The 24,922-nt window shown below is 61.8% G+C and carries 17 protein-coding genes; 9 read left to right on the forward strand and 8 right to left on the reverse strand.

Annotated features, from left to right (window positions below):
* Entirely contained in the window at window positions 1-3,153 is a 3,153-nt protein-coding gene (locus tag ACI2KA_RS16850) for an efflux RND transporter permease subunit (protein WP_404503608.1), read from the forward strand.
* A gap of 247 nt (window positions 3,154-3,400) precedes the next feature.
* Here ACI2KA_RS16850 and ACI2KA_RS16855 read toward each other — a convergent pair whose 3' ends face one another.
* Entirely contained in the window at window positions 3,401-3,943 is a 543-nt protein-coding gene (locus ACI2KA_RS16855) for an NUDIX hydrolase (RefSeq protein ID WP_404503609.1), read from the reverse strand.
* 113 nt (window positions 3,944-4,056) lie between these two features.
* Between ACI2KA_RS16855 and ACI2KA_RS16860 the strand changes: the two genes are divergently transcribed.
* Together ACI2KA_RS16860 and ACI2KA_RS16865 are read left to right on the forward strand one after the other, a co-directional pair.
* Window positions 4,057-4,701 carry a DUF47 family protein gene (locus ACI2KA_RS16860; RefSeq protein ID WP_404503610.1) on the forward strand — a complete coding sequence of 215 codons (645 nt, stop codon included), beginning with the start codon at window positions 4,057-4,059 and terminating at the stop codon, window positions 4,699-4,701.
* A complete protein-coding gene (locus tag ACI2KA_RS16865) occupies window positions 4,701-5,705 on the forward strand; it encodes an anion permease (RefSeq protein ID WP_404503611.1) in 1,005 nt (334 codons plus the stop codon). Before ACI2KA_RS16860 ends, ACI2KA_RS16865 begins: the two co-directional genes overlap by 1 nt.
* A gap of 79 nt (window positions 5,706-5,784) precedes the next feature.
* Here ACI2KA_RS16865 and ACI2KA_RS16870 read toward each other — a convergent pair whose 3' ends face one another.
* The 6 genes from ACI2KA_RS16870 to ACI2KA_RS16895 all read right to left on the reverse strand — a co-directional run bounded on the left by ACI2KA_RS16870 (window position 5,785) and on the right by ACI2KA_RS16895 (window position 14,620).
* A complete protein-coding gene (locus ACI2KA_RS16870; protein WP_404503612.1) occupies window positions 5,785-8,124 on the reverse strand; it encodes an EAL domain-containing protein in 2,340 nt (779 codons plus the stop codon).
* 386 nt (window positions 8,125-8,510) lie between these two features.
* Window positions 8,511-9,716, reverse strand: coding sequence for a lactonase family protein (locus ACI2KA_RS16875; RefSeq protein ID WP_404503613.1), 1,206 nt, complete (start codon window positions 9,714-9,716; stop codon window positions 8,511-8,513).
* An 85-nt stretch (window positions 9,717-9,801) separates the two neighbouring features.
* On the reverse strand, window positions 9,802-11,310 hold the full coding sequence (locus ACI2KA_RS16880; RefSeq protein ID WP_404503614.1) for an alpha-N-arabinofuranosidase: 1,509 nt from the start codon (window positions 11,308-11,310) through the stop codon (window positions 9,802-9,804).
* A 47-nt stretch (window positions 11,311-11,357) separates the two neighbouring features.
* Entirely contained in the window at window positions 11,358-12,668 is a 1,311-nt protein-coding gene (locus tag ACI2KA_RS16885; protein WP_404503615.1) for a GH1 family beta-glucosidase, read from the reverse strand.
* A 112-nt stretch (window positions 12,669-12,780) separates the two neighbouring features.
* Entirely contained in the window at window positions 12,781-13,761 is a 981-nt protein-coding gene (locus tag ACI2KA_RS16890; RefSeq protein ID WP_404503616.1) for a mannonate dehydratase, read from the reverse strand.
* A 154-nt stretch (window positions 13,762-13,915) separates the two neighbouring features.
* On the reverse strand, window positions 13,916-14,620 hold the full coding sequence (locus tag ACI2KA_RS16895; protein ID WP_404503617.1) for a FadR/GntR family transcriptional regulator: 705 nt from the start codon (window positions 14,618-14,620) through the stop codon (window positions 13,916-13,918).
* Between the two features lie 135 nt (window positions 14,621-14,755).
* On the opposite strand from ACI2KA_RS16895, the gene ACI2KA_RS16900 reads away from it, so the two are divergent.
* From ACI2KA_RS16900 to ACI2KA_RS16925, 6 genes are all read left to right on the forward strand, one after another.
* A complete protein-coding gene (locus ACI2KA_RS16900) occupies window positions 14,756-16,354 on the forward strand; it encodes an ABC transporter substrate-binding protein (protein ID WP_404503618.1) in 1,599 nt (532 codons plus the stop codon).
* Window positions 16,355-16,468: 114 nt separating this feature from the next.
* Window positions 16,469-17,497: an ABC transporter permease gene (locus ACI2KA_RS16905; RefSeq protein ID WP_404503619.1), complete on the forward strand. Its 1,029-nt coding sequence runs from the start codon at window positions 16,469-16,471 to the stop codon at window positions 17,495-17,497.
* Window positions 17,494-18,390: an ABC transporter permease gene (locus ACI2KA_RS16910; RefSeq protein WP_404503620.1), complete on the forward strand. Its 897-nt coding sequence runs from the start codon at window positions 17,494-17,496 to the stop codon at window positions 18,388-18,390. The genes ACI2KA_RS16905 and ACI2KA_RS16910 overlap by 4 nt, the downstream gene beginning before the upstream one ends.
* Window positions 18,380-19,222, forward strand: a complete 843-nt coding sequence (locus ACI2KA_RS16915; RefSeq protein WP_404503621.1) for an ABC transporter ATP-binding protein — start codon at window positions 18,380-18,382, stop codon at window positions 19,220-19,222. The genes ACI2KA_RS16910 and ACI2KA_RS16915 overlap by 11 nt, the downstream gene beginning before the upstream one ends.
* Entirely contained in the window at window positions 19,219-19,968 is a 750-nt protein-coding gene (locus ACI2KA_RS16920) for an ABC transporter ATP-binding protein (protein ID WP_404503622.1), read from the forward strand. Before ACI2KA_RS16915 ends, ACI2KA_RS16920 begins: the two co-directional genes overlap by 4 nt.
* 455 nt (window positions 19,969-20,423) lie before the next feature.
* The gene (locus ACI2KA_RS16925) at window positions 20,424-22,490 is read left to right on the forward strand and encodes an ATP-dependent helicase (RefSeq protein WP_404503623.1); all 2,067 of its coding nucleotides are present in this window, start codon (window positions 20,424-20,426) and stop codon (window positions 22,488-22,490) included.
* A gap of 62 nt (window positions 22,491-22,552) precedes the next feature.
* Here ACI2KA_RS16925 and ACI2KA_RS16930 read toward each other — a convergent pair whose 3' ends face one another.
* Entirely contained in the window at window positions 22,553-24,724 is a 2,172-nt protein-coding gene (locus ACI2KA_RS16930; RefSeq protein WP_404503624.1) for a TonB-dependent siderophore receptor, read from the reverse strand.
* Window positions 24,725-24,922: the final 198 nt, after the last annotated feature.

The raw sequence follows: 24,922 nt of genomic DNA on the forward strand, positions 1-24,922 counted from the left end.
ATGGTTTTGACCCGCATATCCGTTTCCCATCCCGTCTTCGCCACCATGATGATGGTGGCGCTTCTGGTCATGGGCGCCTTCTCGTTGCAACGGCTGGGGCTGGACCAATATCCCGATGTCGACGTTCCCGTCGTGGCGGTGGTCACCGCCTATCCCGGCGCAACGCCGGAGACGGTGGAGGCCGAAGTGACACGCCCGGTGGAAGAGGCGCTGAACGCCATCGGCGGACTGGATGAGATCACCTCGACCTCCTACGAAGGGCGCTCCGTCGTCGTCGTGAAATTCAAGCTCCAGGTTCAGGGTGCAGCCGCAACCCAGGAGGTGCGTGACAAGGTCGCCGCCATCGAGACGAATTTCCCGGAGGACGTCAAAAAGCCGGCCGTGTCCCGCTTCGATCCCGCCGCCGAGCCGATCCTGTCGCTCGCCATCAGCTCGCCGGCGCTGGATGTGCCGGCGCTCACCGCCCTTGCCGATCAGAAGGTGGTGCGCCAGCTGACGACGGTTGCGGGCGTCGGACAGGTAACCCTGGTCGGCGGCCGCAAGCGGCAGATCGATGTTGCGATCGACGAATCGCGCATGCGGGCGCTTGGGGTGGGCGTCAACGAGGTGGTGAACGCACTGCGCAGCGGCAACGGCGACAGCCCGGCCGGCAGCGTCATCGATAGCGTTTCCGAACGCACGATCCAGGTCCAGGGCCGCATCGAGGAACCCCGGGCGCTGCTCGATATGGTCGTGGCCAGACGCGGCGGCGCGGCCATCCGGCTTCGCGATGTCGCCACGCTGTCGGATGGGGCCGCGGATGCCGAAAGCCGTGCTCTCTACAATGGCCGGACGGCACTGGCGATCGACATCGTCAGGGTGCAGGATGCCAATACGGTTCAGGTCGTGACGGATGTGAAAAGCCACATCGACGCGCTCAATGCCGAGCTCGCGCCACAGAACGTGCAATTGCGCATCGTCACGGATGCGTCGACGCCCATCCGCGAATCCGTCGCTCAGGTGCAGACGACATTGATCGAGGGCGCGGCGCTCGCCATCGTGGTCGTCTTCCTGTTCCTGAATTCCTGGCGCAGCACGGTCATTACCGGCCTGACCCTGCCGATCGCGATCGTCGGCACGCTCGCGATCATCGATTTTCTGGGATTCACGCTCAACACGCTCAGCCTGCTGGGTCTCACGCTCTCCATCGGCATTCTGGTGGATGACGCGATCGTCGTGCGGGAAAACATCACCCGGCATCTGCACATGGGCAAATCCCATGTCCGTGCCGCACTCGACGGCACCAACGAAATCGGACTTGCGGTGATCGCGACCACCGCCACGATCGTGGCCGTCTTCCTGCCGGTCGCCTTCATGGACGGCATCGTCGGCCGGTTCTTCTACGAGTTCGGCGTGACGGTGTCGGCCGCCGTTTTGATCTCGCTCTTCGTCGCCTTCACGCTCGACCCGATGCTTTCGAGCGTCTGGCATGATCCCGATGCGCAGCCGGACGCAAAACGCGGACCGGTCGGGCGGCTGGTCGCCCGTTTCGACCGCGGCTTCGAATGGCTGGCCGAGCAATATCGCGGGGTGATCGGCTGGACATTACGCCACCGGCTCACCACCCTGCTCGCCACGGCCGGCATTTTCATCGGCAGCCTGTTCATGATGCCGCTGGTCGGAACGGAATTCGTTCCCGGTGCCGATGAAGGCCGCCTCCAGATCAACGTCACGGCCCCGGTCGGCTCCTCGCTGGATTATACGACGGCGAAGTTGCGCCTGGTCGAAAAGGCGCTGAGAGAGTTTCCCGAGGTTGAAACGCTCTATTCCACCATCAATACCGGCGGCTCTGCCGGCAAGCACCGCGCCACCGTGCTGGCGGGGCTGGTGCCCGTGACCGCGCGCGATCGAACGCCGGCCATGCTGGCCGAACCGATCCGCAAGCGCCTGTCGGCGATACCGGGCATGGAGGTCGCGGTCCTGCAGAATGGTCTTGGCGGCGACGAAAGCCCGGTGCAGCTCAGCATCCTTGGCGACGACCGGACGATCCTCGAAAAAATCGCCGCCGGTGTGGTCAAGGACATGAAGGACGTCCCCGGATTGGTGGACGTGACATCGAGCGCCCGGGATGTGACGTCCATACTCTCGGTGCGCCTGAAGCGCGACGCGGCGGCCGATCTCGGCATTTCCCGGTCCGAACTCACCGCCGCGCTGCCTGCCCTCATCGGCGGCGAGGACGTGTCGACGTGGACCGACAGCAGCGGCAACAGCCATGACATCGTGGTACGCCTGCCGCGCGAACGGCGCTCCGATGCGGCGACGCTCGGCGAGATGATGATCGCAACCGGCCGCACGGCGTCGAATGGCGCCCCCGTCATGGTGCGGCTCGATCAGGTCGCCGACATCGCCGCTGTGCCGGCGCCCGCCGAAATCCGCCGCATCGCCAATCGCCGCGAGGTGCTGGTATCGGCCAATATTGCCGGCCGCACGCTTGGCGAGGTGATGGAGACCATACGATCTCTGCCCGCCGCCCGTGATCTGCCGGACGGTTACGCCATCCGTTTCGGCGGCGAGGCCGAGACCATGCAGGAGACCATCGGCCACATGGTCAGGGCGCTCTGCATGGCGGTCGTCTTCATCTACATCGTGCTCGCCTCGCAATTCGGCAGCTTCCTGCAGCCGCTCGCCATCATGGCCTCGCTGCCGCTCTCGCTGGCCGGCGTCCTTCCGGGGCTGATGGTGGCCGGCAGCACCATCAACATGTTCTCGCTGATCGGCTTCATCATGCTGATGGGGCTCGTGACCAAGAACGGCATCCTGCTGGTGGATTTCGCCAACCGTGAGAGGAAGCGCGGGCTTTCACTCGACGCGGCGCTCGCAAGCGCCGGCGTCGTCCGCTTCCGGCCGATCATCATGACGACGCTTGCCATGATCTTCGGCATGATCCCGCTCGGGCTCGCAGTCGATGGCGGCGGCGCGCAACGCGCGCCGATGGCGCATGCGGTGGTCGGCGGCCTCGTCAGCTCCACGCTCCTCACCCTGATCGTCGTGCCGACCATCCTGTCCTATCTCGACAGCATCACGCGGCGTTTCGCGCGCCCGCTGCCGAAAGCGCCGGATGAGGCCGGACATTCGGATCAGCCGCCGCAGCCCTCCAGCAGCCCCGCGGCCTGAACGGCCTTTCCCGCATCCACGATGAGGCAAAGCGGCTCACCGCAGGAAAAGAATGGCGACCGGCCCTGCCAAAAGCGCGGCAAGGACAATGACGGGATGGAGATAACATACGAGAGAGCGAAGGACGGGTCGACGAAATTTCATGCGCTTGCACCTGATGACACTCATCGCGCAAGGGTGGGCATGGGAGATTGCCGTGGCATTACAGCGCCGGTCGAGGGTGCGGCCAGCATCCCCGGGGGCGCAGTCAGGGCTTATCGCCGCCCTGGCGTTTCTTTTTTCCCCTCGGCCGAAAGTCGACCAGCAGCGATTTCAGTTCGATATCGCGGACCCGCCTTGCCGCCTCGTCCGGACGCACCCATTCCAGCAGGCGCTCGCCGCGCTCCTTGAAACTCGTTTCCGCATCCGTCACCTCGATCTGGAACACATCGACGACGCAGGGAACGACATCGCCATTGTCGAGCATCTTGAGATAGGTGTAGCGGCCGACGGCTGCCTTTTTCACCCGGCCGCGCACGCCGGCTTCCTCCCACGCCTCGATGGCCGCCGCCTCATGCGGTTTCCGGCGTTTCATCGGCCAGCCGCGCGGAATGATCCAGCGTCTGCTGGTGCGCGACGTCACAAGCAGGATTTCGATATCCTCGCCGTCGCCGTCATAACGAAAACACAAGGCGGCATATTGCTGCCGGAAAGCGCCGGTGAAGAGCTTTTCGGGAACGGCAGCGAGTTGCTGAAGCAATGTCAGGGCGCGCGCCGGACGGGTTTTCCGGCTTTTTTTCGAGGATTTCATATCCGTTGATAGTGCTGATTTTCCGGGTTGCATCAATGCCCCGCCTGCATTTATGACAGTTTTATGACAATTACCCCCTACAACATAAATAGCGCCATTGAGGGCCAATTCGCATGATGAGCATTTTCCGCAAGCTGATGCCGCGCGAGGACCGTTTTTTCGACCTGTTTAGCCAACATTCGGAAACCGTCGTCAAAGCCGCCGCAGCCCTGGACCACCTCCTGAGCGGCATCGACGTCGAGAAAAACTGCGACCTTATCGTTTCCCTCGAAGACCAGGCGGACGGCATTACCCGCGACGTGCTGCTTGCGGTACGGCGCAGCTTCATAACGCCCTTCGATCGTGGCGACATCAAGGACCTCATTCAGTCCATGGATGACGCCATCGACATGATGCACAAGACGGTAAAGACCATCCGCCTCTTCGAACAGAGCGAATTCGACCCGCTTATGAAAGAGATGGGCCATGAGATCGTGCGTGCGGCAAACCTGATCGCCGAAGCCATTCCGCTTCTCGAAAAGGTGGGGACCAACGCGCAGCGCCTGTCGGCGATTGCCGAGGAGGTCACCCGCGTCGAGGGCCGTTCCGACGATCTGCACGATCAGGGCCTGAAGGACCTTTTCCGCCGCCACGGTGCGGCCGGTAACGCCATGGCCTATATGATCGGCAGCGAGATCTACGGCGAACTCGAAAAGGTCGTTGACCGCTTCGAGGATGTGGCCAACGAAATCAGCGGCATCGTTATCGAGAACGTCTGATGGATGTCGCGCTTGCCCTGCCGCTGCTTGTCGGCCTCATCGCCATCGCGCTGTTCTTCGATTTCCTGAACGGTCTGCACGACGCCGCAAATTCCATCGCCACCATCGTCTCCACCCGCGTATTGCGCCCGCAATATGCGGTTGCCTGGGCGGCCTTCTTCAACTTCATCGCCTTCCTGTTCTTCGGCCTGCATGTGGCGGAAACGCTCGGCACCGGCATCATCGATCCGGCCATCGTATCGCCGCAGGTCATCTTCGCCGCGCTGATGGGCGCGATCGTCTGGAACATCGTCACCTGGATTTTCGGCATTCCCTCCAGCTCGTCGCACGCGCTGATCGGCGGTCTCGTCGGCGCCGGATTTGCGAAGGTGGGCTTCAATTCCATCGTCTGGTCAGGCCTGCTGAAGACCGTCGGCGCAATCTTCATGTCGCCGGCCATCGGCTTCTTCCTTGCCCTGCTTCTGGTGCTTGCCGTGTCCTGGCTGTTCGTGCGGCAGACACCCTTTGCGGTGGACCGCACCTTCCGCGTCATGCAGTTCATCTCCGCCTCGCTTTATTCGCTCGGCCATGGCGGCAATGATGCGCAGAAGACGATGGGCATCATCGCCGTGCTGCTGTTCAGCCAGGGGCATCTGGGTGAGAGCTTCTACGTGCCTTTCTGGGTGGTGATTTCCTGCCAGTCGGCCATGGCGCTCGGCACGCTGTTCGGCGGCTGGCGCATCGTGCACACCATGGGCTCGAAGATCACCCGGCTGAACCCGATGCAGGGTTTCTGCGCCGAAACCGGTGGTGCGCTGACATTGTTCGGCGCGACCTGGCTCGGAATTCCGGTCTCCACCACCCACACGATTACCGGCGCCATCATCGGCGTCGGGGCCGCCCGCCGCGTCTCCGCGGTGCGCTGGGGGCTTGCCGGCAATATCGTCATCGCCTGGATCGTCACCATGCCGGCGGCGGCGCTGATCTCCGCCGCCGTTTACGGGCTGACATCGCTGTTCGGCTGACAGGTTTCCTCGACCCGAACGCCACTCTCATGGGAAACAGCGGCGGAACCCTAGGCCGGGGGTCCGCCGCTGTTTTGCGTCAAACGGAATATTTCTTGCGCTTGGTGGTGCCCGCCGCCTCGGCAGGCGCCACATCCGGCTTGCCGAAGAGATATCCTTGCGCCTGCGCGCATCCCTCATCGACGACCATGCGGTATTGCGCATCGGTCTCGATGCCCTCGGCCGTCACCGGCAGGTCGAGGCTGCGGCCAAGGCCGATCACCGCACGCACGATGGCGCGGGCATTGTCGTCGTCGCTCATCGCGGCGATGAAGCTGCGGTCGATCTTTATCTTGTCGAAGGGGAAGCTCTGCAGATTGCTGAGCGAGGAATAGCCCGTACCGAAATCGTCCATGACGATGGCGACGCCGAGCGCCTTCAGCTGGTTGAGGATGACAAGCGTCGCCTTGCGGTCCTTGAGAAGGGCGGCCTCGGTAATTTCCAGTTCCAGTCGGCCGGGGGAAAGGCCGGTCTGCATCAGTACGGTGCAGACGACATGGCCGAGATTGGCCAGCGAAAACTGTAATGGCGAGACATTCACCGCGATTTTCAGATGCGGCGCCCAGGTGCTCGCCTGACGGCAGGCCTCGCGCAGCACCCATTCGCCAAGCGAGATGATGATGCCGCTTTCTTCGGCGATGGGAATGAAGACATCCGGCGACACCACACCCCTTGTCGGGTGCTGCCAGCGCACCAGCGCCTCATAGCCGACGACCTGACCACATTCGACGGAAAGCACCGGCTGATAGTTCAGCAGCAATTCGTTGCGATTGATGGCAAGCCGCAGGTCCGTTTCCAGTTGCCGGCGCTCACGGGCTTCCTGATCCATCAGCGGATCGTAAAAGGCGAGGATGCCGCGCCCGCCCATCTTGGCGCGGTAAAGCGCCAGATCGGCGGCATGCATGATGCTTTCATCGTCCTGGCCGTCCCGCGGGAAGACGGCGATGCCGATGCTGACGCCGACGGCGGTCGGATCATCGGCGGCATTCATTTTCAGCCCGAACATGGCAAGGATCGTCTCGGCCAGCAGGCGCGCCTCTTCCGCCTTCGTATGCCGGGTGGTCAGGATGACGAACTCGTCGCCGCCGAGACGGGCGACGACATCGCCAGCCCTTGCGCATTCCTCCAGAATGGCCGCGACTTTTTTCAACACGCGGTCACCCTCGGCATGGCCGAAAATATCATTGACCGCCTTGAACCGGTCGAGATCGAGCGCCAGCAGCGTGAATTCGTCCTCGGCGTCGCAATGCCCGATCTGCTGATGCAGGCGGGTCTGGAACATGGTGCGGTTTGCAAGGCCCGTCAGCACGTCATGACGCGCGAGATATTCGATTTCCCGCTGCGCCTCGCGCTTTTCCGTCAGGTCGCGAATGGCCATCACCTCGCAGGGGCGGCCGCGATATTCGATCGTGCGCACGCCGAGTTCGAGCACCTGCGCCTGCCCGGAACGCTCGCGGATCGCTTCCACCGGCGCATGTCGCGGCAGATAGGCGGGCTGGCCATCGATGGCCTTGAAGAGGTCGTCAGGGTTCTGACCGATCAGCGACACTTCTTCCCGGCCCAGAAGACCGGCAAAACGGGTGTTCAGCTCCACGATGCGCCCGTCGCGAACGACGGCGAGGCCATCCAGCGTCGCATCCACAAGCCCCTTGAGATCGACGAGGTAACGATCCACCAGAGCGGCCGCGGCGGTGGAGGAAAGGATCAGGAAGGTAACGCCGGAAATGGCGCAGATCATGATCAGCCGGGCGACATTGTCGGGATCAGGCCCCGACACGGAGGGATCCGGCGTCAGGATCGTGGCCGACATGGCGGTGAAATGCAGCGCGCAGATCGCGAAAATCGCCGATCCGGCCGGGGCGACGATGCGCTTCCACGAGCCGAGGCGGCGAAACAGAAAAAAGGCGACAAGAAAAGACGCCCAGGCCACCGCAAAACCGCCCAGCACCGGTCCCCAGCGATAACTGATCGTTGCGGCGACATCCATCCCCGCCATGCCGACAAAATGCATGACGGCGACCGATAGGGTGACAAGCGTTCCAACGATGACGGGACTGTAGGCGGCCTGCGAGCGGGCCGTGAGCGCCAGCCAGAAGCCAAAAACGGCAAGAACCGCCGAAAGGGCCGTGAAGGAGAAATCATAGCCGATCGGAACCGCGCCGTTATAGGCGAGCATGGCGACGAAATGCGTGGCCCAGACGCTCAATCCCGCAGCAAAGGCGGCAACCAGAACCCAATAGGGTTTGCGGCCGGCCGGACTTTCTTCCGCGCGCAGCAGCAGGTGAAAAAAGGCAAGCATGCCGAGGAGACAGATCGATGCCGCGAGAAGCACAATTGCCCGGTCATGCTGTATCGCGACGCATTCCAAAACCGTGAACATATGCACTCTCCCAGCCTCTGAAGAACCGCTCACGATGCCACTATGGAAGTGGTTTATTTATAAATCTCTAATGCAACTATTGATAAATGGTGCGCCGGCCTGACACGGAACGGGAAATGTGCCGAAATCCATCGGTCTTTGTGCGCGGGCTTGGTCACGGTCGAGGGAAAATTCGCCAGGCTCCGCCGTTTCATTTCCCCATGGCGCGGGTGGACACGGCCTCGCCTCTTCCGGGTCGCGGCCGATGGGCAAAAGCCATAGGGGAGCCGACGCCAGCCTGGGGTAACATTAAGGGATGCCGGCCGAAAACCGACCGGCATCCCGTGACGCAGATGATCAGCCCGGCAAAATCGCCGGGTCCCGAAAGGCCGAAGATACGCGGCCTCCTACGGCAGCTGCACGATCTCGACCCAGTTCGCCCCCTTGCCGACGGGATAACGGCCGACATTGTTCAGCGCACCGCTTTTCTGGTCGATCGAATAGACCGAGAGACGATCCGATTTTTCGCCGGAAACGATCAGGAAACGACCCGTCGGATCGATGCGGATGCCGCGGGGCTGTTTTTCGGTCTCGATGGTGCCGACACGCGAAAGCGCGCCGGTTTCCGGCGATACGGTAAAGATGGACAGCGAACTCGTCGAACGCTCCGTGGCGTAGACGAAACGGCCGTCCGGCGTCACGCCGATATCGGCGGCCCATATGCGCGGCGGGGCGGCAGCGGCGGCGCTGGCCGGAGCGGCGGGCTGTACCGGCACGTTGAAGGCCGGCGGCGGCGGCGGTGCGATACCCGGCTCAAGGCCGGAGCCAGGCGGCAGGATCGCAACGGCGTCCTGCTGGGCGAGGGTTCCGTTCGCCGGGTCGAGCCTGTAATGGATGATCTCACCGCTGAGTTCGGTCAGGATGTAAACGGATTTATTGTCCGGCGCGACGATGATGTGGCGCGGCCCCTGCCCCGCCCGCGTCTCCAGTGCCGCCGGACTATTCGGCTCCAGCATGCCGGTTTCCGGGTTCAGCACAAATTGCAGCACCGCGTCGGAGCCGAGATTGGTGGCAAACACGTATTTTCCCGTTTTGTCGCTGACAATGGAGTGGGCGTTCCGGCCCGTCAAAATCACCTGTTTCGCGCCATCCTTGACCAGCCCGTCCGCCCCCACCGGCAAAGACGCGATCTTGTTGCCGCCATAGGACGAAAAGAACAGCAGTCGCCCCGATTTTTCCGCAGAGACATAGGGCATGCTGTCGGGAAGCGCGGCCACCGCCTGTTCGGCAAGGCCGCCATTGGCCGGATCGATCGCATAGGTCACCACCCGGTAAGGCTGCGAGCGGACGACGGCATAGAGATGTTTCCGGTCGGGGCTGACCGTCATCGGCATGACGGCGTTGCCGGCCGAAACATCGCCGAGCGGCGCCAGAACACCGGTCTTTTCATCCATGCTGAAGGTATTTATTTTTCCATCGGTCGCGGCGGAGACATAAACGAATGTCTTCGCCAGCACCGTGGCGGGTGTCGCCAGCAGGACGATCGAAACCGTCAGGCAAGCCGTGGACATGGAAAACAATCTGCGCACCTGCATCACTCCTCCATTTGCCAAATGCTTCTCCGCCGAGGAACACATTTCATCGTCGTGCATCCGGCCAATCTTCAATCACCGGGTTGCCCCCACACCCGGCCCCACCTCACGCTCCGAGACGGATCATCCGATAACTCAGCGGCGCCATGGTCGCCTTCAGCCGCCCTTCCGAAAACAGCGCGCCCGCGCCATCCTGCGGCGCAACCGTTTCACTGTCCGGCCCGTTCGTCGCCTTCAGCCCGTGACCGGCCATCACCTTGTCCATGGTGACCCTGCGCGCGCCGAAACCCTCAACGGCGATGTCGAGCTCTATCGCTTCCTCCGGGTGACGATTGACAAGGAAGAAGGTCAGCCCGCCATCGGCCTCGCTCTCGACGGCCGAAACGTCGAGATACGGCACATCCTTGGCGAAGGCCGTGGAATAGCCCGGCACCTCGACAGGCAGTTTCAGCGCCCGCCCACGCCCGTAACGGGACGCAAAGAGGAAAGGATAAAATATCGTCTGCCGCCAGGCGGTCCCATCGGCGACCGTCATGATCGGCGCGATGACGTTGACGAGCTGCGCCAGGCAGGCGACCTTCACCACGTCCGCCCGGCGGATGAAGGTATTGATCATGCAACCGACCAGAAGCGCATCCTCGAAGGTATAGACGTCTTCAAGCAGCGCCGGCGCATGCGGCCAGCCATCTTGCCCTGCCAGCAACGCCTTGTCCGCCTCGCGCGAGTGATACCAGACATTCCATTCGTCGAAGCTGATATAGACGTCTTTCTGCGATCGCTTCTTCGCCTTGATATAGGCGATCACCCCGGCGATGGTGCCGATATAATCGTCCAGCCGCGCGCTCTCAGCCAGAAAATCCGCCGTATTGCCGGTCTCGTAGTCGAAATAGAGATGCAGGCTGATATAGTCCACCACATCATAGGTATAGTCGAGAACCGTCGCCTCCCAGTCGGGATAGGTCGGCATTCTGGGCGAGGAGGAGCCGCACACCACCAGTTCGATCGACGGATCGAAAGCGCGCATGGCCTTTGCCGTCTCGAAAGCCAGACGGCCATATTCGGCGGCGGTCTTCTGGCCGATCTGCCAGGGGCCGTCCATTTCGTTGCCGAGGCACCACATCTTCACGCCCCAGGGGTCTTCGCGGCCATTCCTGCGGCGAAGATCGGACCATTGGCTGCCGCCCGGATGGTTGACGTATTCGAGGAAGGAACGGGCCGCATCCAGACCGCGCGAGCCGAGATTGACGGCAAGCATCATCTCGGTGCCGGCGGCCTCGGCCCAGTCGGCGAATTCGTGAATGCCGACATGGTTGGATTCGGCGCTGTGCCAGGCAAGGTCGAGCCGCACGGGACGTTCCGCGAGCGGGCCGATGCCGTCTTCCCAATTATAGGCCGAGACGAAATTGCCGCCGGGATAACGCACGATCGGCACGTCGAGTTCGCGCACGAGATCGATGACGTCGCCACGCATGCCTTTCTCGTCGGCGGTCGCGTGTTCCGGCTCGTATATGCCGGTATAAACCGCCCGGCCAAGATGCTCGACGAACGAGCCGTAAAGGCGGCCGTCGATCCTGCCTATGGCATAGGCGCTGTGAACTGTGCCGGTGGCGCGCATGCTGCTTCTCCGTTGCCTGCTCTGCTCGATATCTTCCGCCGCGGCACTCACCGCCCGTGCGTCAACATCTCCCTGAAGGCGTGGTAGCTCTCCTTGGGCTGACGCTCGCGCGTGACGGGGTCCATGCCGACGATGCCGAATTTGGGCTGATAGCCTTCCGCCCATTCAAAATTGTCGATCAGGGTCCAGGCGATGTGGCCGCGCACATCCGCGCCCTGCCGCTGCGCATCGCGGATGGCCGCGAAGTGCCGGTCGAAGAAAGACACCCTTTTTGCTTCGTCGGTGTCGGAAATGCCGTTTTCGGTGACGAAGATCGGCAGACCGGGATAGTCCTTCGATGCGCGGACGAGGAATTCGGTCAGCGCCTGAGGATAGATTTCCCAGCCGACATTGCTTTTCTCGAGATCGCCGCGCGATTGCGTGAAGGGGAAGACCGGAACGCTGGCATCGTGCCGGTAAAGGAAGCGGGTGTAATAGTTGATACCGATCCAGTCGATGGGCGGGCTGAGCAACCGCATGTCGTCGCGCCAGTTTTCAGGCAGATAGGGCTCTAGGATGTTCGTGACCCGCTCGGGATAGGTTCCCTTGACGACTCCATCCAGGAAGAAGCGGTTGAAGATGTCATCACCCAGCGCCGCCGCCTCGATATCTTCGGGCGACTGGCTGTAGGGCTCGGCCTTTTCCATGTTGACGACGATGCCAAGCTTGTCCCTGATGCCTTCGCCGCGCATGGCGCCAATGCCGAGACCATGGGCGAGAAGCACGTGATGCATGGCTCTTGCGGTTGCCCGCACGTCGCGATAGCCGGGGGCATGGATGCCGAGAAAATGGCTGAGCACGGTAACGCACCATGGCTCGTTGAAAGTGGCGATGCTGGCCAGCCGGTCACCGAAATGGCGGCCGACCTCGGCGGAATAATCCGCAAATGCCTTTGCGGTGTCGCGGTTCATCCAGCCGCCGCGATCCTGAAGCGCGCTTGGCAGATCCCAGTGATACAGCGTCGCAAAGGGCTTGATGCCGCGTTCCAGCATGCCGTCCACCAGCCGGTCGTAAAAATCAAAGCCCGCGGGGTTCAGCGCGCCGGTCCCGTGTGGAATGAGGCGCGACCATGAGAAGGAAAAACGATAGGCATCAAAACCGCCGTCACGGATGAGATCGAGATCCTCCGCCCAGCGGTTATAGTGATCGCAGGCGATGTTGCCGTTGTCGGCATTTTTCGTGTTGCCGGGGGTGGCGGCGAACGTGTCCCAGATCGACGGCCCGCGGCCGTCAGTCTGGCCGCCCTCGATCTGGTGAGCGGCCATCGCCACGCCAAATACGAAATCCGAACCAAAATCGCTACGCTTGTGAGAAAACATGGATCAGTCCCAAGGCCGCGGGCGGCCAGTCATATGTTGAAGGTCATGCGCCCGGCAACCGGCGCGACAAAACCTTGCAGTATCGCCGCGCCGGAAGACAGGTGAGCCGTTATCAGGAGGAATATGCGTCCAGCGCCTGCAGCAGCGCGGCGGTGTAACCATAACAATAGGCGAAAGCGACGCCTTCGGGATCACGGCCGGAAATGGTTGGCACATGGTCCGGCATGATCATGTATTTATAGCCGACTTCCTTATACACCTTGAGGGAGCGGGCCATGTCCATGTCGCCCTCGTCCGGGAAGGTTTCCATGAAGGAGAGTTTCCTGCCGCGAATATTGCGGAAGTGCAGGTTGAATATCTTGTCGCGACTGCCGAACCAGCGGATGACATCCTCGATTTCCTCGCGCGGATTGTCGAGCATCTCGCCGACCGTCCCCTGGCAGAAATTCAGGCCGTGATAGGGGCTTTCGCGCATCGTCACGAATTTCTTCAATCCCTCGACGGTGCCGAGCACACGGGTGACGCCCTTGTAACCCGGCGGCGTATAGGGATCGTGCGGATGGCAGGCAAGGCGAATGCGGTTGGATTCGGCCACCGGCACCACACGCTCGAGGAAATAGTCGATACGCTCCCAGTTTTCCTCTTCGGACAGCACGCCGGCCAAACCGGGCGCCGCATTCTGGTCGGTTTTATCCCAGCGGAAGGAGGCATTGAGCGAGCCGCCGCGTCCCCGTTCGTCGGGCGTGCGCGGAATGCCGATGAGATTGAGGTTGTATTTGGCGGCCGGTATGCCCGCCGCAGCCAGATTTTCGATAAGCTTGCAGATCGCGTCGATCTGCCGGTCCCGGTTCGGACCCGCCAGCAGAATATCCGGATAGGTCGCGGATTCTATCGGGCTCGAGGGTAGCGGCAGCTGGATCATATCCAGAATGAGGCCGAAACTTTCCACTTTTTCCCGCAGGCGCTTGAGATCGTCGAGCCCCCATTTGTCCTTCGGCCCGGCCGGATCGGCGCAGATATGCTCCAAACCAAGCTGCGACCACACCCGGTAATCGTCATCTTCACGGGCGGCGAGTTGCGTTCCTACATACATGTCAGTCCTCCTGAATGACGTATGACATAATATGTATTTTTTCGGTTGTCGAGCCTCTGACGACGGTTTCGCGCGAGGAAGTCGCATGCAAGGTGACGGAATCGGGAGAATCAATCACCCGTTACGGACAGGGAAAACGCACCAGACAAACCTCTCAGCGCGCCAGACGACGATAGCGCTTCTGACTTGCCACAAGATGCTCGCGCATCGCGATACGGGCCGCTTCCGGGTCCTGATCGGCAATGGCATCGAGAATGCGTTCGTGCTCGGCCAGGACGCCGGACAGATATTGCCGGCCATTTGCATCCGGCAGCGTCGGGAACTGGCCACGCGGAATGGAGCGCTGTCCGAACCGGTTGAGAGCCTCGGAAAAATAGCGGTTATTGGTGGCCATCGCGATCGCCATATGAAACAGAAAGTCGACCTCCACTGTCTGCTCGCCGCGCTCGATCTTCAGCGCCATCTCGTGATTGGCCATACGAATAGCCTCTTCCTGCGAGGCGGACCGCCTGTAGGCCGCAATCCCGGCGGCTTCCACCTCGACTCCGATGCGAAACTCGATGAGCTCCAGCGTTTGCGGAACGCTCTGCAACTCGACCGGGGTCAGCGTCACCGCCGGCAGATCGAGAAGATCGGTCACGAACATGCCCTTGCCCTGAATGGGCGTCACGAGGCCGGCCGCCCGCAGCTCGGCAATCGCTTCGCGAACCACGGTGCGGCTGACCGAAAACCGCTCTTCCAGCTGCGGCTCGGTCGGCAATTGCGCCCCCACGGCCAACATGCCCGTTTCGATCTGCCCGCGCAAATCATCGACCAGCACCTGCGCCAATCGCGGCCTTCGTTTCGTTGCAATCTTCATCATCCGTCACCCTGCCCTGTCATCGTGGCCATGATACATCATATTACCCTATTGCAATCCCCACAAAAAGACCATAATCATAATACGACATACAACCTTCGGACAGGTTGACATTGCGTTTGTGGAGGAAATTCAATGAAATTTACTTGCTCAACCATCATGGCTGGGGCGTTTTCCATTGCCCTTGCCAGTGCGACCGCCGTTTTCGCGGCAACGCCGAACGATCAGCTCGTCATCGGCACCTCCCTCGCCCAGGTCCTTTCGCTGGATCCGCAACAGGGAACGGAAGTCAAGACCCAGGAAATCCTCGCAAACACCTATGATCGCCTGGTTTTTGCGGACCAGAACGACGGCAACAAGGTCAAGCCGCAGCTTGCGGAAAGCTGGAGCGTCGATGACAAGGGCATCACCTTCAAGCTGCGCGACGCGAAATTCGCCTCCGGCAATCCCGTGACGGCCAAGGACGTCGTCTTTTCGATCGTCCGGCTTCTCAAGCTGGATCAGTCCGCCGCCACCAACTATAAGACGGCCGGCTACACCGCCGACAACATCGAAGCCCACGTCTCTGCGGTGGACGACAAGACCTTCCGGATCGAACTGACCGACAAGGTCATTCCCGAAGTGCTGCTCTACCGCCTCGCCATGGGCGTTTCGAGCGTCGTGGACAGCACGGAAGTGGAAAAACACGTCAAGAACGGTGATTACGGCAATGAATGGCTGCGCACCAACACGGCCGGTTCCGGCCCCTATGTGCTGCGCCGCTGGACACCGAACGACATCGTCCTCCTTGAGGCCAACAAAGATTATCGCGACGGCGCGCCCACCATTCGCCGCATCGTCATGCGCCATGTTCCCGAAAGCCAGGCGGCGCGGCTGATGCTCGAGCGCGGCGACATCGACGTCGCCAACGCGCTGACGGCCGCGGATGTCAGGACCTTCGAAAGCAAGGCCGGTTTCGTCATCGATCAGGTCAAGACCGGCGGTTATTACGTGCTTGCCATGAATGCGGGCAAGGAGCCGCTGTCGAAGCCGGAAGTGCGCGAGGCGATTGCCTATGGCATCGACTACAAGGGTATCGCCAACACCATTCTCGGTTCCTATGGCCGCGTCCGCAACGTTCCCGTGCCCGAGGACTGGACAGGCGCCATCGCCAATCCCGACTGGTCGCTGCAACCGGAAAAGGCCAAGAAGCTGCTGGCCGATGCCGGTTATCCGAACGGTTTCTCGCTGACGCTGAAAACCATTTCGCAAACGCCGCGCGTGGATATGGCAACCGCCATCCAGGCGAACCTCGCCCAGATCGGCATCACCGTCAACATCCAGCAGGGCAATGGCGCCGATATCGTCGCGGCCCACCGCGCGCGTGATTTCGACCTGCTCATTCCGCAGACCGGCTCGTTCATGCCGACCGCGCTCGGCTCGCTCGACAATTTCGCATCCAACCCCAACAATGCGAAAGAAGCCAACAATGCCGGCAATTTTGTCTGGCGCTCGGCCTGGGACATTCCCGAACTCAACGCGCTGCGCGATCAGGCGAACAAGGAGCGCGACGACGCCAAGCGTCTGGAACTCGTCAAGGAAATCCAGGAAAAGTTCATCGCCCAGAAACCGGCGGTACTGCCCATGTTCGAACGTTTCGAGCCGATCGTCGTCAGCGGCCGGGTCAAGGGTTACAGCGGGCATCCCTGGTCCCTGACGCGCATCGAAGCCGTCACGAAAACCGATGCCCCCTGACGTGGCGGAAAGAAATGGAGCGGTCAACGCCGCTCCAGTTTTTGTTCGAGCATCGGACATCCGGAAATCGCATGACGGCTTTCCCGCCCGATGCTCCAGCCCAGGCGAATTGCAATGAAAGAGTTTACGCTCATCGAGCTCGGGAAACGGCTTGGCCAGCTGCTGGTCAGCCTCTTCGTCCTGCTCGTCGTCACCTTCGTGATCGGTCGCATCCTGCCGACGGATCCGGTTGGCGCGATCGTCGGTGAACTTGCCGATCCCGCTGCCTATGCGGCCATGCGCGCGCGGCTTGGCCTCGACCTGCCGATCTACCACCAGTTTTGGCTATATCTCACCTCGCTCCTGCATGGCGACCTGGGCAATGCGATCCTGACGGGCAATCCCGTCCTGCAGGATCTCGGACAGGCCTTTCCGGCCACCCTGGAGCTGGCCACCCTGGCGGTCATCATCTCGACGCTTCTCGGCGTGCCTCTCGGCATGACCGCGGCCTTCTTCCGCGACAGCTGGTTCGACAAATTTACGCGCGTCATCTCGCTGGTCGGCCATTCCATTCCCGTATTCTGGTTCGGCATTGTCGGCCTGGTGATATTTTACGCCGGCCTTCAGTGGGTCGGCAGCCCCGGCCGCGTCGACGTCTATCTGGAGGGGCTGGTCGAACCGCGCACCGGGCTTCTTCTCGTCGACAGCCTTTTGGCGGGCGATACCGAAGTTTTCTGGAATGCCGTGTCCCACATCATCCTGCCGGCCTGCATCCTCGCCTATTCGGCCATGGCCTACATTACCCGCATGACCCGCAGTTTCACCCTGGAACAGCTCAATCAGGACTATGTAACGGCCGCGCGCGCCAAGGGCGCCTCCAGCATGCGCATCGTCATCCGCCATCTTCTTCCCAACATCGCCGTGCAGCTCATCACCGTGCTGGCGATCTCCTATGGCGGCCTGCTCGAAGGTGCGGTGGTGACGGAAATCGTCTTTTCCTGGCCCGGCATCGGTCAATATATGACCAACGCCCTGATGACAGGCGACATGAACGCCGTTCTGGCGGGCACCCTCATCATTGGATTGATCTTCATGATCCTGAACTTCCTTTCCGATCTCGCCTATCTGGTGTTCGATCCCCGCACGAGAGAGGCAACGACATGAGCACAGAAACCCTCTCCGCAACGTCGGCAAAACTCTCTTTCCTCCACCGCTTCGCGGGCAGCTCCAGGAGCTTCTTGGCGAAACTCGCCGACGAGCCGCTCGGCATGTTCGGCTTCGCCGTCCTGCTCCTGCTGGTTATCGTCGCGATCCTCGCGCCCTGGATCGCACCCTATGATCCGACAAGCCAGAACCTCGCCGAAGCCCTGCAGGCGCCGAGCGCCGCCCATTGGGCGGGCACGGACGAATTCGGCCGCGATATTCTTTCGCGTCTGATCTACGGCACAAGAATAACGATCCAGACCGTGCTCTCCGTGTCGCTGATCATCGGCCCCCTCGGCCTGATCATCGGCATCGTCGCGGGCTTCGTCGGCGGACGCACGGACGCGCTGCTGATGCGCGCCACCGATATCGTGCTCAGCTTTCCCTCGCTCATCCTGGCGCTGGCCTTCGCAGCCGCGCTCGGCGCCGGGCTCAACACCGCCATCATCGCCATTTCGCTGACGGGCTGGCCGCCGATCGCCCGCCTTGCCCGCGCCGAAACGCTGATCGTGCGCAATACGGATTATGTGGCCGCCGCCAGGCTTTACGGCGCCTCGAAAACCCGGCTTCTGTTTCTCTACATAGCGCCCATGTGCATCCCTTCCGTCGTCGTGCGGCTGACGCTCAGCATGGCCGGCATCATCCTCACCGCCGCAGCGCTCGGATTTCTCGGCCTCGGCGCCCAGCCGCCGGCGCCGGAATGGGGCGCCATGATCTCCAACGGCCGCAAGTTCATGCTCGACAACTGGTGGGTCGCCGTCATGCCCGGCATCGCCATCCTCGTCACCAGCCTTGCGTTCAACCTCGTCGGCGATACGCTTCGCGATATTCTGGATCCACGCCATGCCCGGTAATGAACCCATTCTCAAGATACGGGATCTCTCGGTGCGTTTCGGCCGCGCCAGCATTCCCGCCGTCAACAATGTCAACCTCGATCTCGGGGCGGAAAGGGTTGGCATCGTCGGCGAATCCGGTTCGGGCAAGTCGACGCTCGGGCGCGCCGTCATGCGGCTTCTGCCGCCCTCGGCGCGGGTCGACGCATCGACACTCGATTTCGAGGGCGCGCCGCTTCTCACCCGCAGCGAAAAAGCCATGCGCAGCCTTCGCGGCAACCGCCTGGCGCTCATCATGCAGGACCCGCGCTACTCCCTCAACCCTGTCCTGCCCGTTGGCAAGCAGGTTGCCGAAGCCGCACTTCTCCACCAGAAGATCAGCAAGGCGCGCGCGCTCGAACTTGCAGCGGAAATGCTCGGGCGGGTGCGTATCGCCGATGTCGAAAGAACGATGCAGCTTTATCCGCACCAGATATCGGGCGGCATGGGCCAGCGCGTGATGATCGCCATGATGCTTCTGGCAAAACCGCGCCTCGTGATCGCCGACGAACCGACATCGGCCCTTGATGTCAGCGTGCGGGGCGATGTGCTGCGGCTGCTCGACGAGCTTGTTCGCGAAAACAACTCGGCCCTTCTGCTCATCAGCCACGATATCCGCATGGTCGCGTCCTTTTGCGAAAGAATTCTTGTCATGTATCAGGGCCGCGTCGTTGAAACGCTCAACCGTCTTGATGAGGCCAAACATCCCTATACGCGCGGACTGATCGCGGCGATGCCGGATCCGAAAAACCCGGTCCGCCGGCTGCAGGTGCTGGACCGCAAAGCCATCAACGAAGCAGGGAGCCTGTCATGATCGACGTCAAGGAACTGTCCGTTTCCTTCGGTCAGGGAGAAGGCCGCAAGCAGGTCGTCAAATCCGTTTCCTTCTCGGTCGGTAAAGGCGAGACGCTTGGCATCGTCGGCGAATCCGGCTGCGGCAAATCCACCGTCCTGCGTTCGCTTGCCGGGCTGGACCGCCATTGGCAGGGGACGATCTCGCTCAACGGCAATCCGGTCGATCCCGAGCGCACCAAGGAGCAACTGCTGCTGGCGCAGATGGTCTTTCAGGATCCCTACAGCTCCATCCATCCGCGCCACCGTATCGAGCGCGTGCTTGCCGAGCCCGTGAGGGCGATGAAGAAGGGCGAAGGCTGGGATCGCGTCGCCCCCGCGCTGCAGCAGGTGGGGTTGCCGACGGGTTTCGCCGAGCGTTTTCCGCACCAGCTGTCGGGCGGACAGCGCCAGCGTGTGGCCATTGCGCGCGCGCTGATGCTTGAACCGGAAATCCTGCTGCTGGACGAACCGACATCAGCGCTGGATGTCTCGGTACAGGCCGAGGTTCTCAACCTTCTGTGCGACCTGCGCGATCAGCGCGGGCTTACCTATGTCCTCGTCAGCCACGATCTTTCGGTGATCGCCCATATGTGCGACCGCGTGCTGGTGATGCAGAATGGCAGCTTCGTCGACGAGTTGACGAAGGACGACCTGCAACAGGGAAAAACCCATCACCCCTATTCGCAGATGCTGTTCGATGCGACGGTGATAACGCCGGAAAGATGATTTGGCGCCGGCCTGTCACGCACAGGCTGAACCTGACATGCCTGGGCGGATGGCAACGGCCATCCCCTTGCACCCGGAAAGGCGAGGACGCCTTGCCCCTCGCCAGCGTCTGCACCCGCAACCGCGTCCCGATGGCCCCGTCATTCCTCGCCGCCCCGCAAAAACTTGGTGATACGGGTCTTAGGACGCGGTGGGCCGCGTATTGCGCCTCGTGACCCCTTAGGACCTGGCGCGAGGACAATCGCGCCGGATGGCGTCCCCACCGCCTCATGTGCCGGGGCGACACCCCGTACTTTGACGGGCGAAGAATGCGTTCGGCATTTGTTCTGGATTGCTGTTTGAGTCTTTGCTAATCATTGCAACAACGGGGCAGACATGGCGAGCCGCAGCACGGCCCGCCGGCCTTTTTGCCGAGGCCCCGTCGGACGGACAACCACATATCAAGGATTGCAGGCATGGCGGTTGCCTATCTGGACAAGTTGAACGAACAGCAGCGCAGGGCGGTGGAACACGGCGTCGGGCTGACGGAAGGGCAGACGGCCGGGCCGTTATTGATCATCGCCGGCGCCGGTTCCGGCAAGACCAACACGCTTGCCCATCGCGTCGCGCATCTGATCGTGAATGGCGCCGATCCCCGCCGCATCCTGCTGATGACCTTTTCAAGACGTGCCGCCTCGGAAATGGCGCGGCGTGTCGAGCGGATCTGCAAGCAGGTCATCGGCGGCAATTCGGGAGCGCTTGCCGATACGCTTTCCTGGTCCGGCACATTTCACGGCATCGGCGCACGCCTTTTGCGCATCTATGCCGAACAGATCGGCCTCAATATCGATTTTACCATCCACGACCGCGAAGACAGCGCCGACCTGATGAATCTGGCCCGGCACGAACTCGGTTTCTCCAAGACCGAAAGCCGCTTTCCGACGAAGGGAACATGCCTTGCGATCTATTCGCGCGCGGTGAATTCCCAGACGGCGTTGAAGGACATCCTGCGCCAGCACTATCCATGGGTCGCCAGCTGGGAGAGCGAACTCAAGGCGCTGTTTGCGGCCTATGTCGAGGCCAAACAGGTCCAGAACGTGCTCGATTACGACGATCTTTTGCTCTACTGGGCGCAAATGGTGAGCGATCCCGTCCTGGCGGAGGATATCGGCAACCGTTTCGACCATGTGATGGTCGACGAATATCAGGATACCAACCGGCTGCAGGCCTCGGTGCTGATGGCGCTCAAGCCCGGCGGCCGCGGCCTGACCGTGGTGGGCGACGATGCGCAGTCGATCTATTCGTTCCGCGCGGCGACGGTGCGAAACATCCTCGATTTTCCGGCTTCCTTCAGCCCGGCCGCCGATATCATCACGCTGGATCGCAACTATCGCTCGACGCAGCCGATCCTGGCGGCCGCCAACGGCGTCATCGATCTGGCGCGCGAGCGGTTCACCAAGAACCTCTGGACCGAGCGGCAGTCGCTGGAGCGCCCGAAACTCGTGACGGTGAAGGACGAAACCGAACAGGCGAACTTCATCATCGACCAGATCCTTGCCAATCGCGAGACGGGCATGACCCTGAAGCAGCAGGCCGTGCTGTTCCGCACCTCCAGCCACAGCGGCCCGCTTGAGGTGGAGCTGACCCGCCGCAACATTCCCTTCGTCAAATTCGGCGGCCTGAAATTCCTCGACAGCGCCCATGTGAAGGGCATGCTGGCCGTGCTGCGCTTCGCGCAGAACCCGCGCGACCGCGTCGCCGGTTTCCGGCTGCTGCAGATGCTGCCCGGCATCGGCCCGAAGAAAGCCGGCAATCTTCTCGATGTGATCGCGACAGATCCGGAGCCGCTGCTTGCCCTTGCCGAAATTCCGCCGCCGCCGAAGACCGGCGACGACTGGACGGCTTTCACGCAATTGCTGGTGCGGCTGCGGCAGGGGCAAAACGGCTGGCCGGGCGAGATCGGGCAGGCGCGGCTGTGGTACGAGCCCCATCTCGAACGCCTCCATGAAGACGCCGATGCCCGCAAGGCGGATTTGCTGCAACTCGAGCAGATCGCTGGCGGTTATGCCTCACGCGAACGGTTTCTGACCGAGCTGACGCTCGATCCGCCCGATGCCACCAGCGATCAGGCCGGCGTGCCGCTTCTTGACGAGGATTATCTCAGCCTGTCGACCATTCATTCGGCAAAGGGTCAGGAATGGCGAGCCGTCTTCATCCTGAATGTGGTGGACGGCTGCATCCCCTCCGATCTCGGGGTCGGCACCACCCAGGAACTCGAGGAGGAGCGCCGGCTGCTTTATGTCGCCATGACGCGCGCCAAGGACAGCCTGTCGCTGATCACGCCGCAACGTTTCTTCACCGGCGGCCAGAACCAGCAGGGCGACCGGCACGTCTACGCGGCAAGAACCCGCTTCATCCCGGCAACCCTGCTGCAATTTTTCGAAGCCGCCACCTGGCCGATCGTTTCGGCCGCCGCCTCGGAACGCAGCGCGCAGCAGATCCGTATCGACGTGGGTGCGCGGATGCGGGCGATGTGGAAGTGAGAGCGGGGCTCCCCCCGCGCCCGTGAAGGCCTCGTCACGACGCCCGGCCTTTGCCGCTGCCGTTAGAACTTGATGCTGGCCGTCAGGCTGACGTTGAAGGGCTCGCCCACGGCATTGGCATAGCTGGTGGAGCCGATCGACGAGGTATAATAGGTCTTGTCGAAGATGTTCTTCAGATTGAGCTGCAGCGTCACAGGTTTTTCCAGCTGCAGCGTATAGGTGGCGAAGGCGTCGAAGACCGCGTAACCCGGCAGATTATAGGAATTGTCGTTGATGCCGGCGCGCTCCCCCACCGCGCGGATGCCGCCGCCGATGCGCAGCGTATTGCCATTCGGACCGACCTCGCCGACATCATAGGCAAGAAAGAGCGAACCGGTGTGGCGGGCCACGTTCGGCAGGCGCTTGCCGGCATAAAGAGAGTCCTCGAGCACGAGCGCATCGGTATAGGCATAGCTCGCGATCAGGTCGAGATCGTCGGTAAGGCTGCCGGCAATATCCACTTCCACGCCGCGCGAACGGACAAGGCCGGCAGCCTTCACCGTCGAGACGCCGCCAGCATCGTCCGAATAGGCGACATTGCGCTTGCGGGCGTTGAACAGCGCGATATTGGCGTTCAGCCCGGCAAAGAGATCGAACTTCGCGCCGACCTCGTAAGAAATGCCCTCCTCCGGATCAAGCCCGCCATAATAGGCGCCGATCGAGGATTGCGGACGGAAGGTCTTGGCCACATTGGCGTAAAGCGAGGCATCCGGCGTCAGCTTGTAGACAAGGCCGGCATTGGGGATGAGTTCGCCGCCATGCTTCTCTGTATTGACGACGAAGGGACGGCCCTTGCCGGCATAGATGTCATAATACTGGTAACGCAAACCGCCGACGACGATCCACTGGTCGTTGAGATGCAACGCGTCCTGCATGTAGATCGAGGCGGTGGAGAGTTCTTCCGTCTGGTCGCTGTCGACGGCCCGGACCGTGGTGCAGGCCGGCAACCGGCCATAGACGGGATTGTTGATGTTGAAATTGGTTGAATTCGCGCAGCGCAGCATGTCCGTGCGCAGCGTGTCGCTGTAGTCGTAAGAGGCGCCGAACAGCAGATCGTTGCGCAGGCCGCCAATTTCGGCCTCGCCCGTCAGATCCGCGCGGACCGCGTGATTGTAGATGGTGGAATATTGTGTGGCATCCGCCCGGCGCGTCACCTGCCCCGTGCTGGAATTGTATCCCATCACGCGCGCCTGATTATCCGAATATTCGTTGCGGCTATAGGCGTAATTCAGCGACAGTTTCCAGTCATCGGACAATTGCCGGTCGATGTCGATGCTCGCCAGATCGGATTTGCCGTCGGTGATATTATAGGCTTCGTCCAGCCTCAGCCGCCGGCTGACATTGATGGCCCTGCCGGTCGCAGGGTCGAAGATCGTGCCGCGATCGAAGGGCACGCTGTAGTCCTCGTGCATGTAGGACACGGTGATGTCTGTGTCTTCGCCGCTCCATTTCAGCGAAGGCGCGATCAGCCAGTTCTTCTTCTCCCCGAAATTGCGCCAGTAATCGCTATTCTCCCCCTCGCCGATCAGGCGATAGGAGAAATCCGTTCCGGCAATCGGGCCGGTGACATCAAAACCGCCGGACGTGCCATATTTGCCCGCCCCATAGGCGGAAAAGCGCGAATAGGCCTCGGCGGTAAAGGTATCTTCCGGCTTCTTCGTCACAACATTCACCATGCCGCCGGGATCGAGAATACCGTAAAGCGTCGAGGCCGGCCCCTTCAGCACTTCCACCCTTTCGACCGTGTCGTTGAAGGAATGCGGGAGCGCCGTCTTCAGCCCGTTGACGAGAATGGAACCGTCGCGATTATCGCCGAAACCACGGCGAATGACGGCATCCTGCGTGCCGCCCAGCGTATTTGCCTGCGTGACGCCGCTGACATTGGCCAGAGCCTCATCCAGCGAGCGGGCCTGCTGGTCGCGCAGCACCTCGTTCGTCACCACATTGACCGATTGCGGAATATCGAGGATCGGCGTTTCGGTGCGCGTCGCCGTGCCCGTCGTCACCGGCTGGTAACCGCGCGCGCCTTTCTTGACCTCGGCATTGACGGTTATGGTCTCGAGCACGGTCGTTCCGTCGGCATTTTTCTTTAGCGATCCGCTCTCCTGCGCAAAGGCCGGCAGGGCGACGCCCGCCAGAAGAAATGCCAGCAGCGCCCGCGAGCCCACCCGAATGATCATCGAACCGTCATGCATCCTGTTTGTCCCCGACTGTCCCAAATCGTCATCGCGACGATGCACCGCTCTTTCAATTGATGAATGTAGTAGTCAACTTTTATTTCCGCCAAAGTGAGGAAAATGCCGCCGCCCACGGGCGTATAATCATGTATTGCCGCCGCCTATCTGGTGCCTGGCGGCCGCTTCCGGCGCAAATCTGCACGTCAAAGACGCTTT

The organism is Agrobacterium sp. NPDC089420, assembly GCF_044900305.1.
Lineage (GTDB): Bacteria > Pseudomonadota > Alphaproteobacteria > Rhizobiales > Rhizobiaceae > Agrobacterium.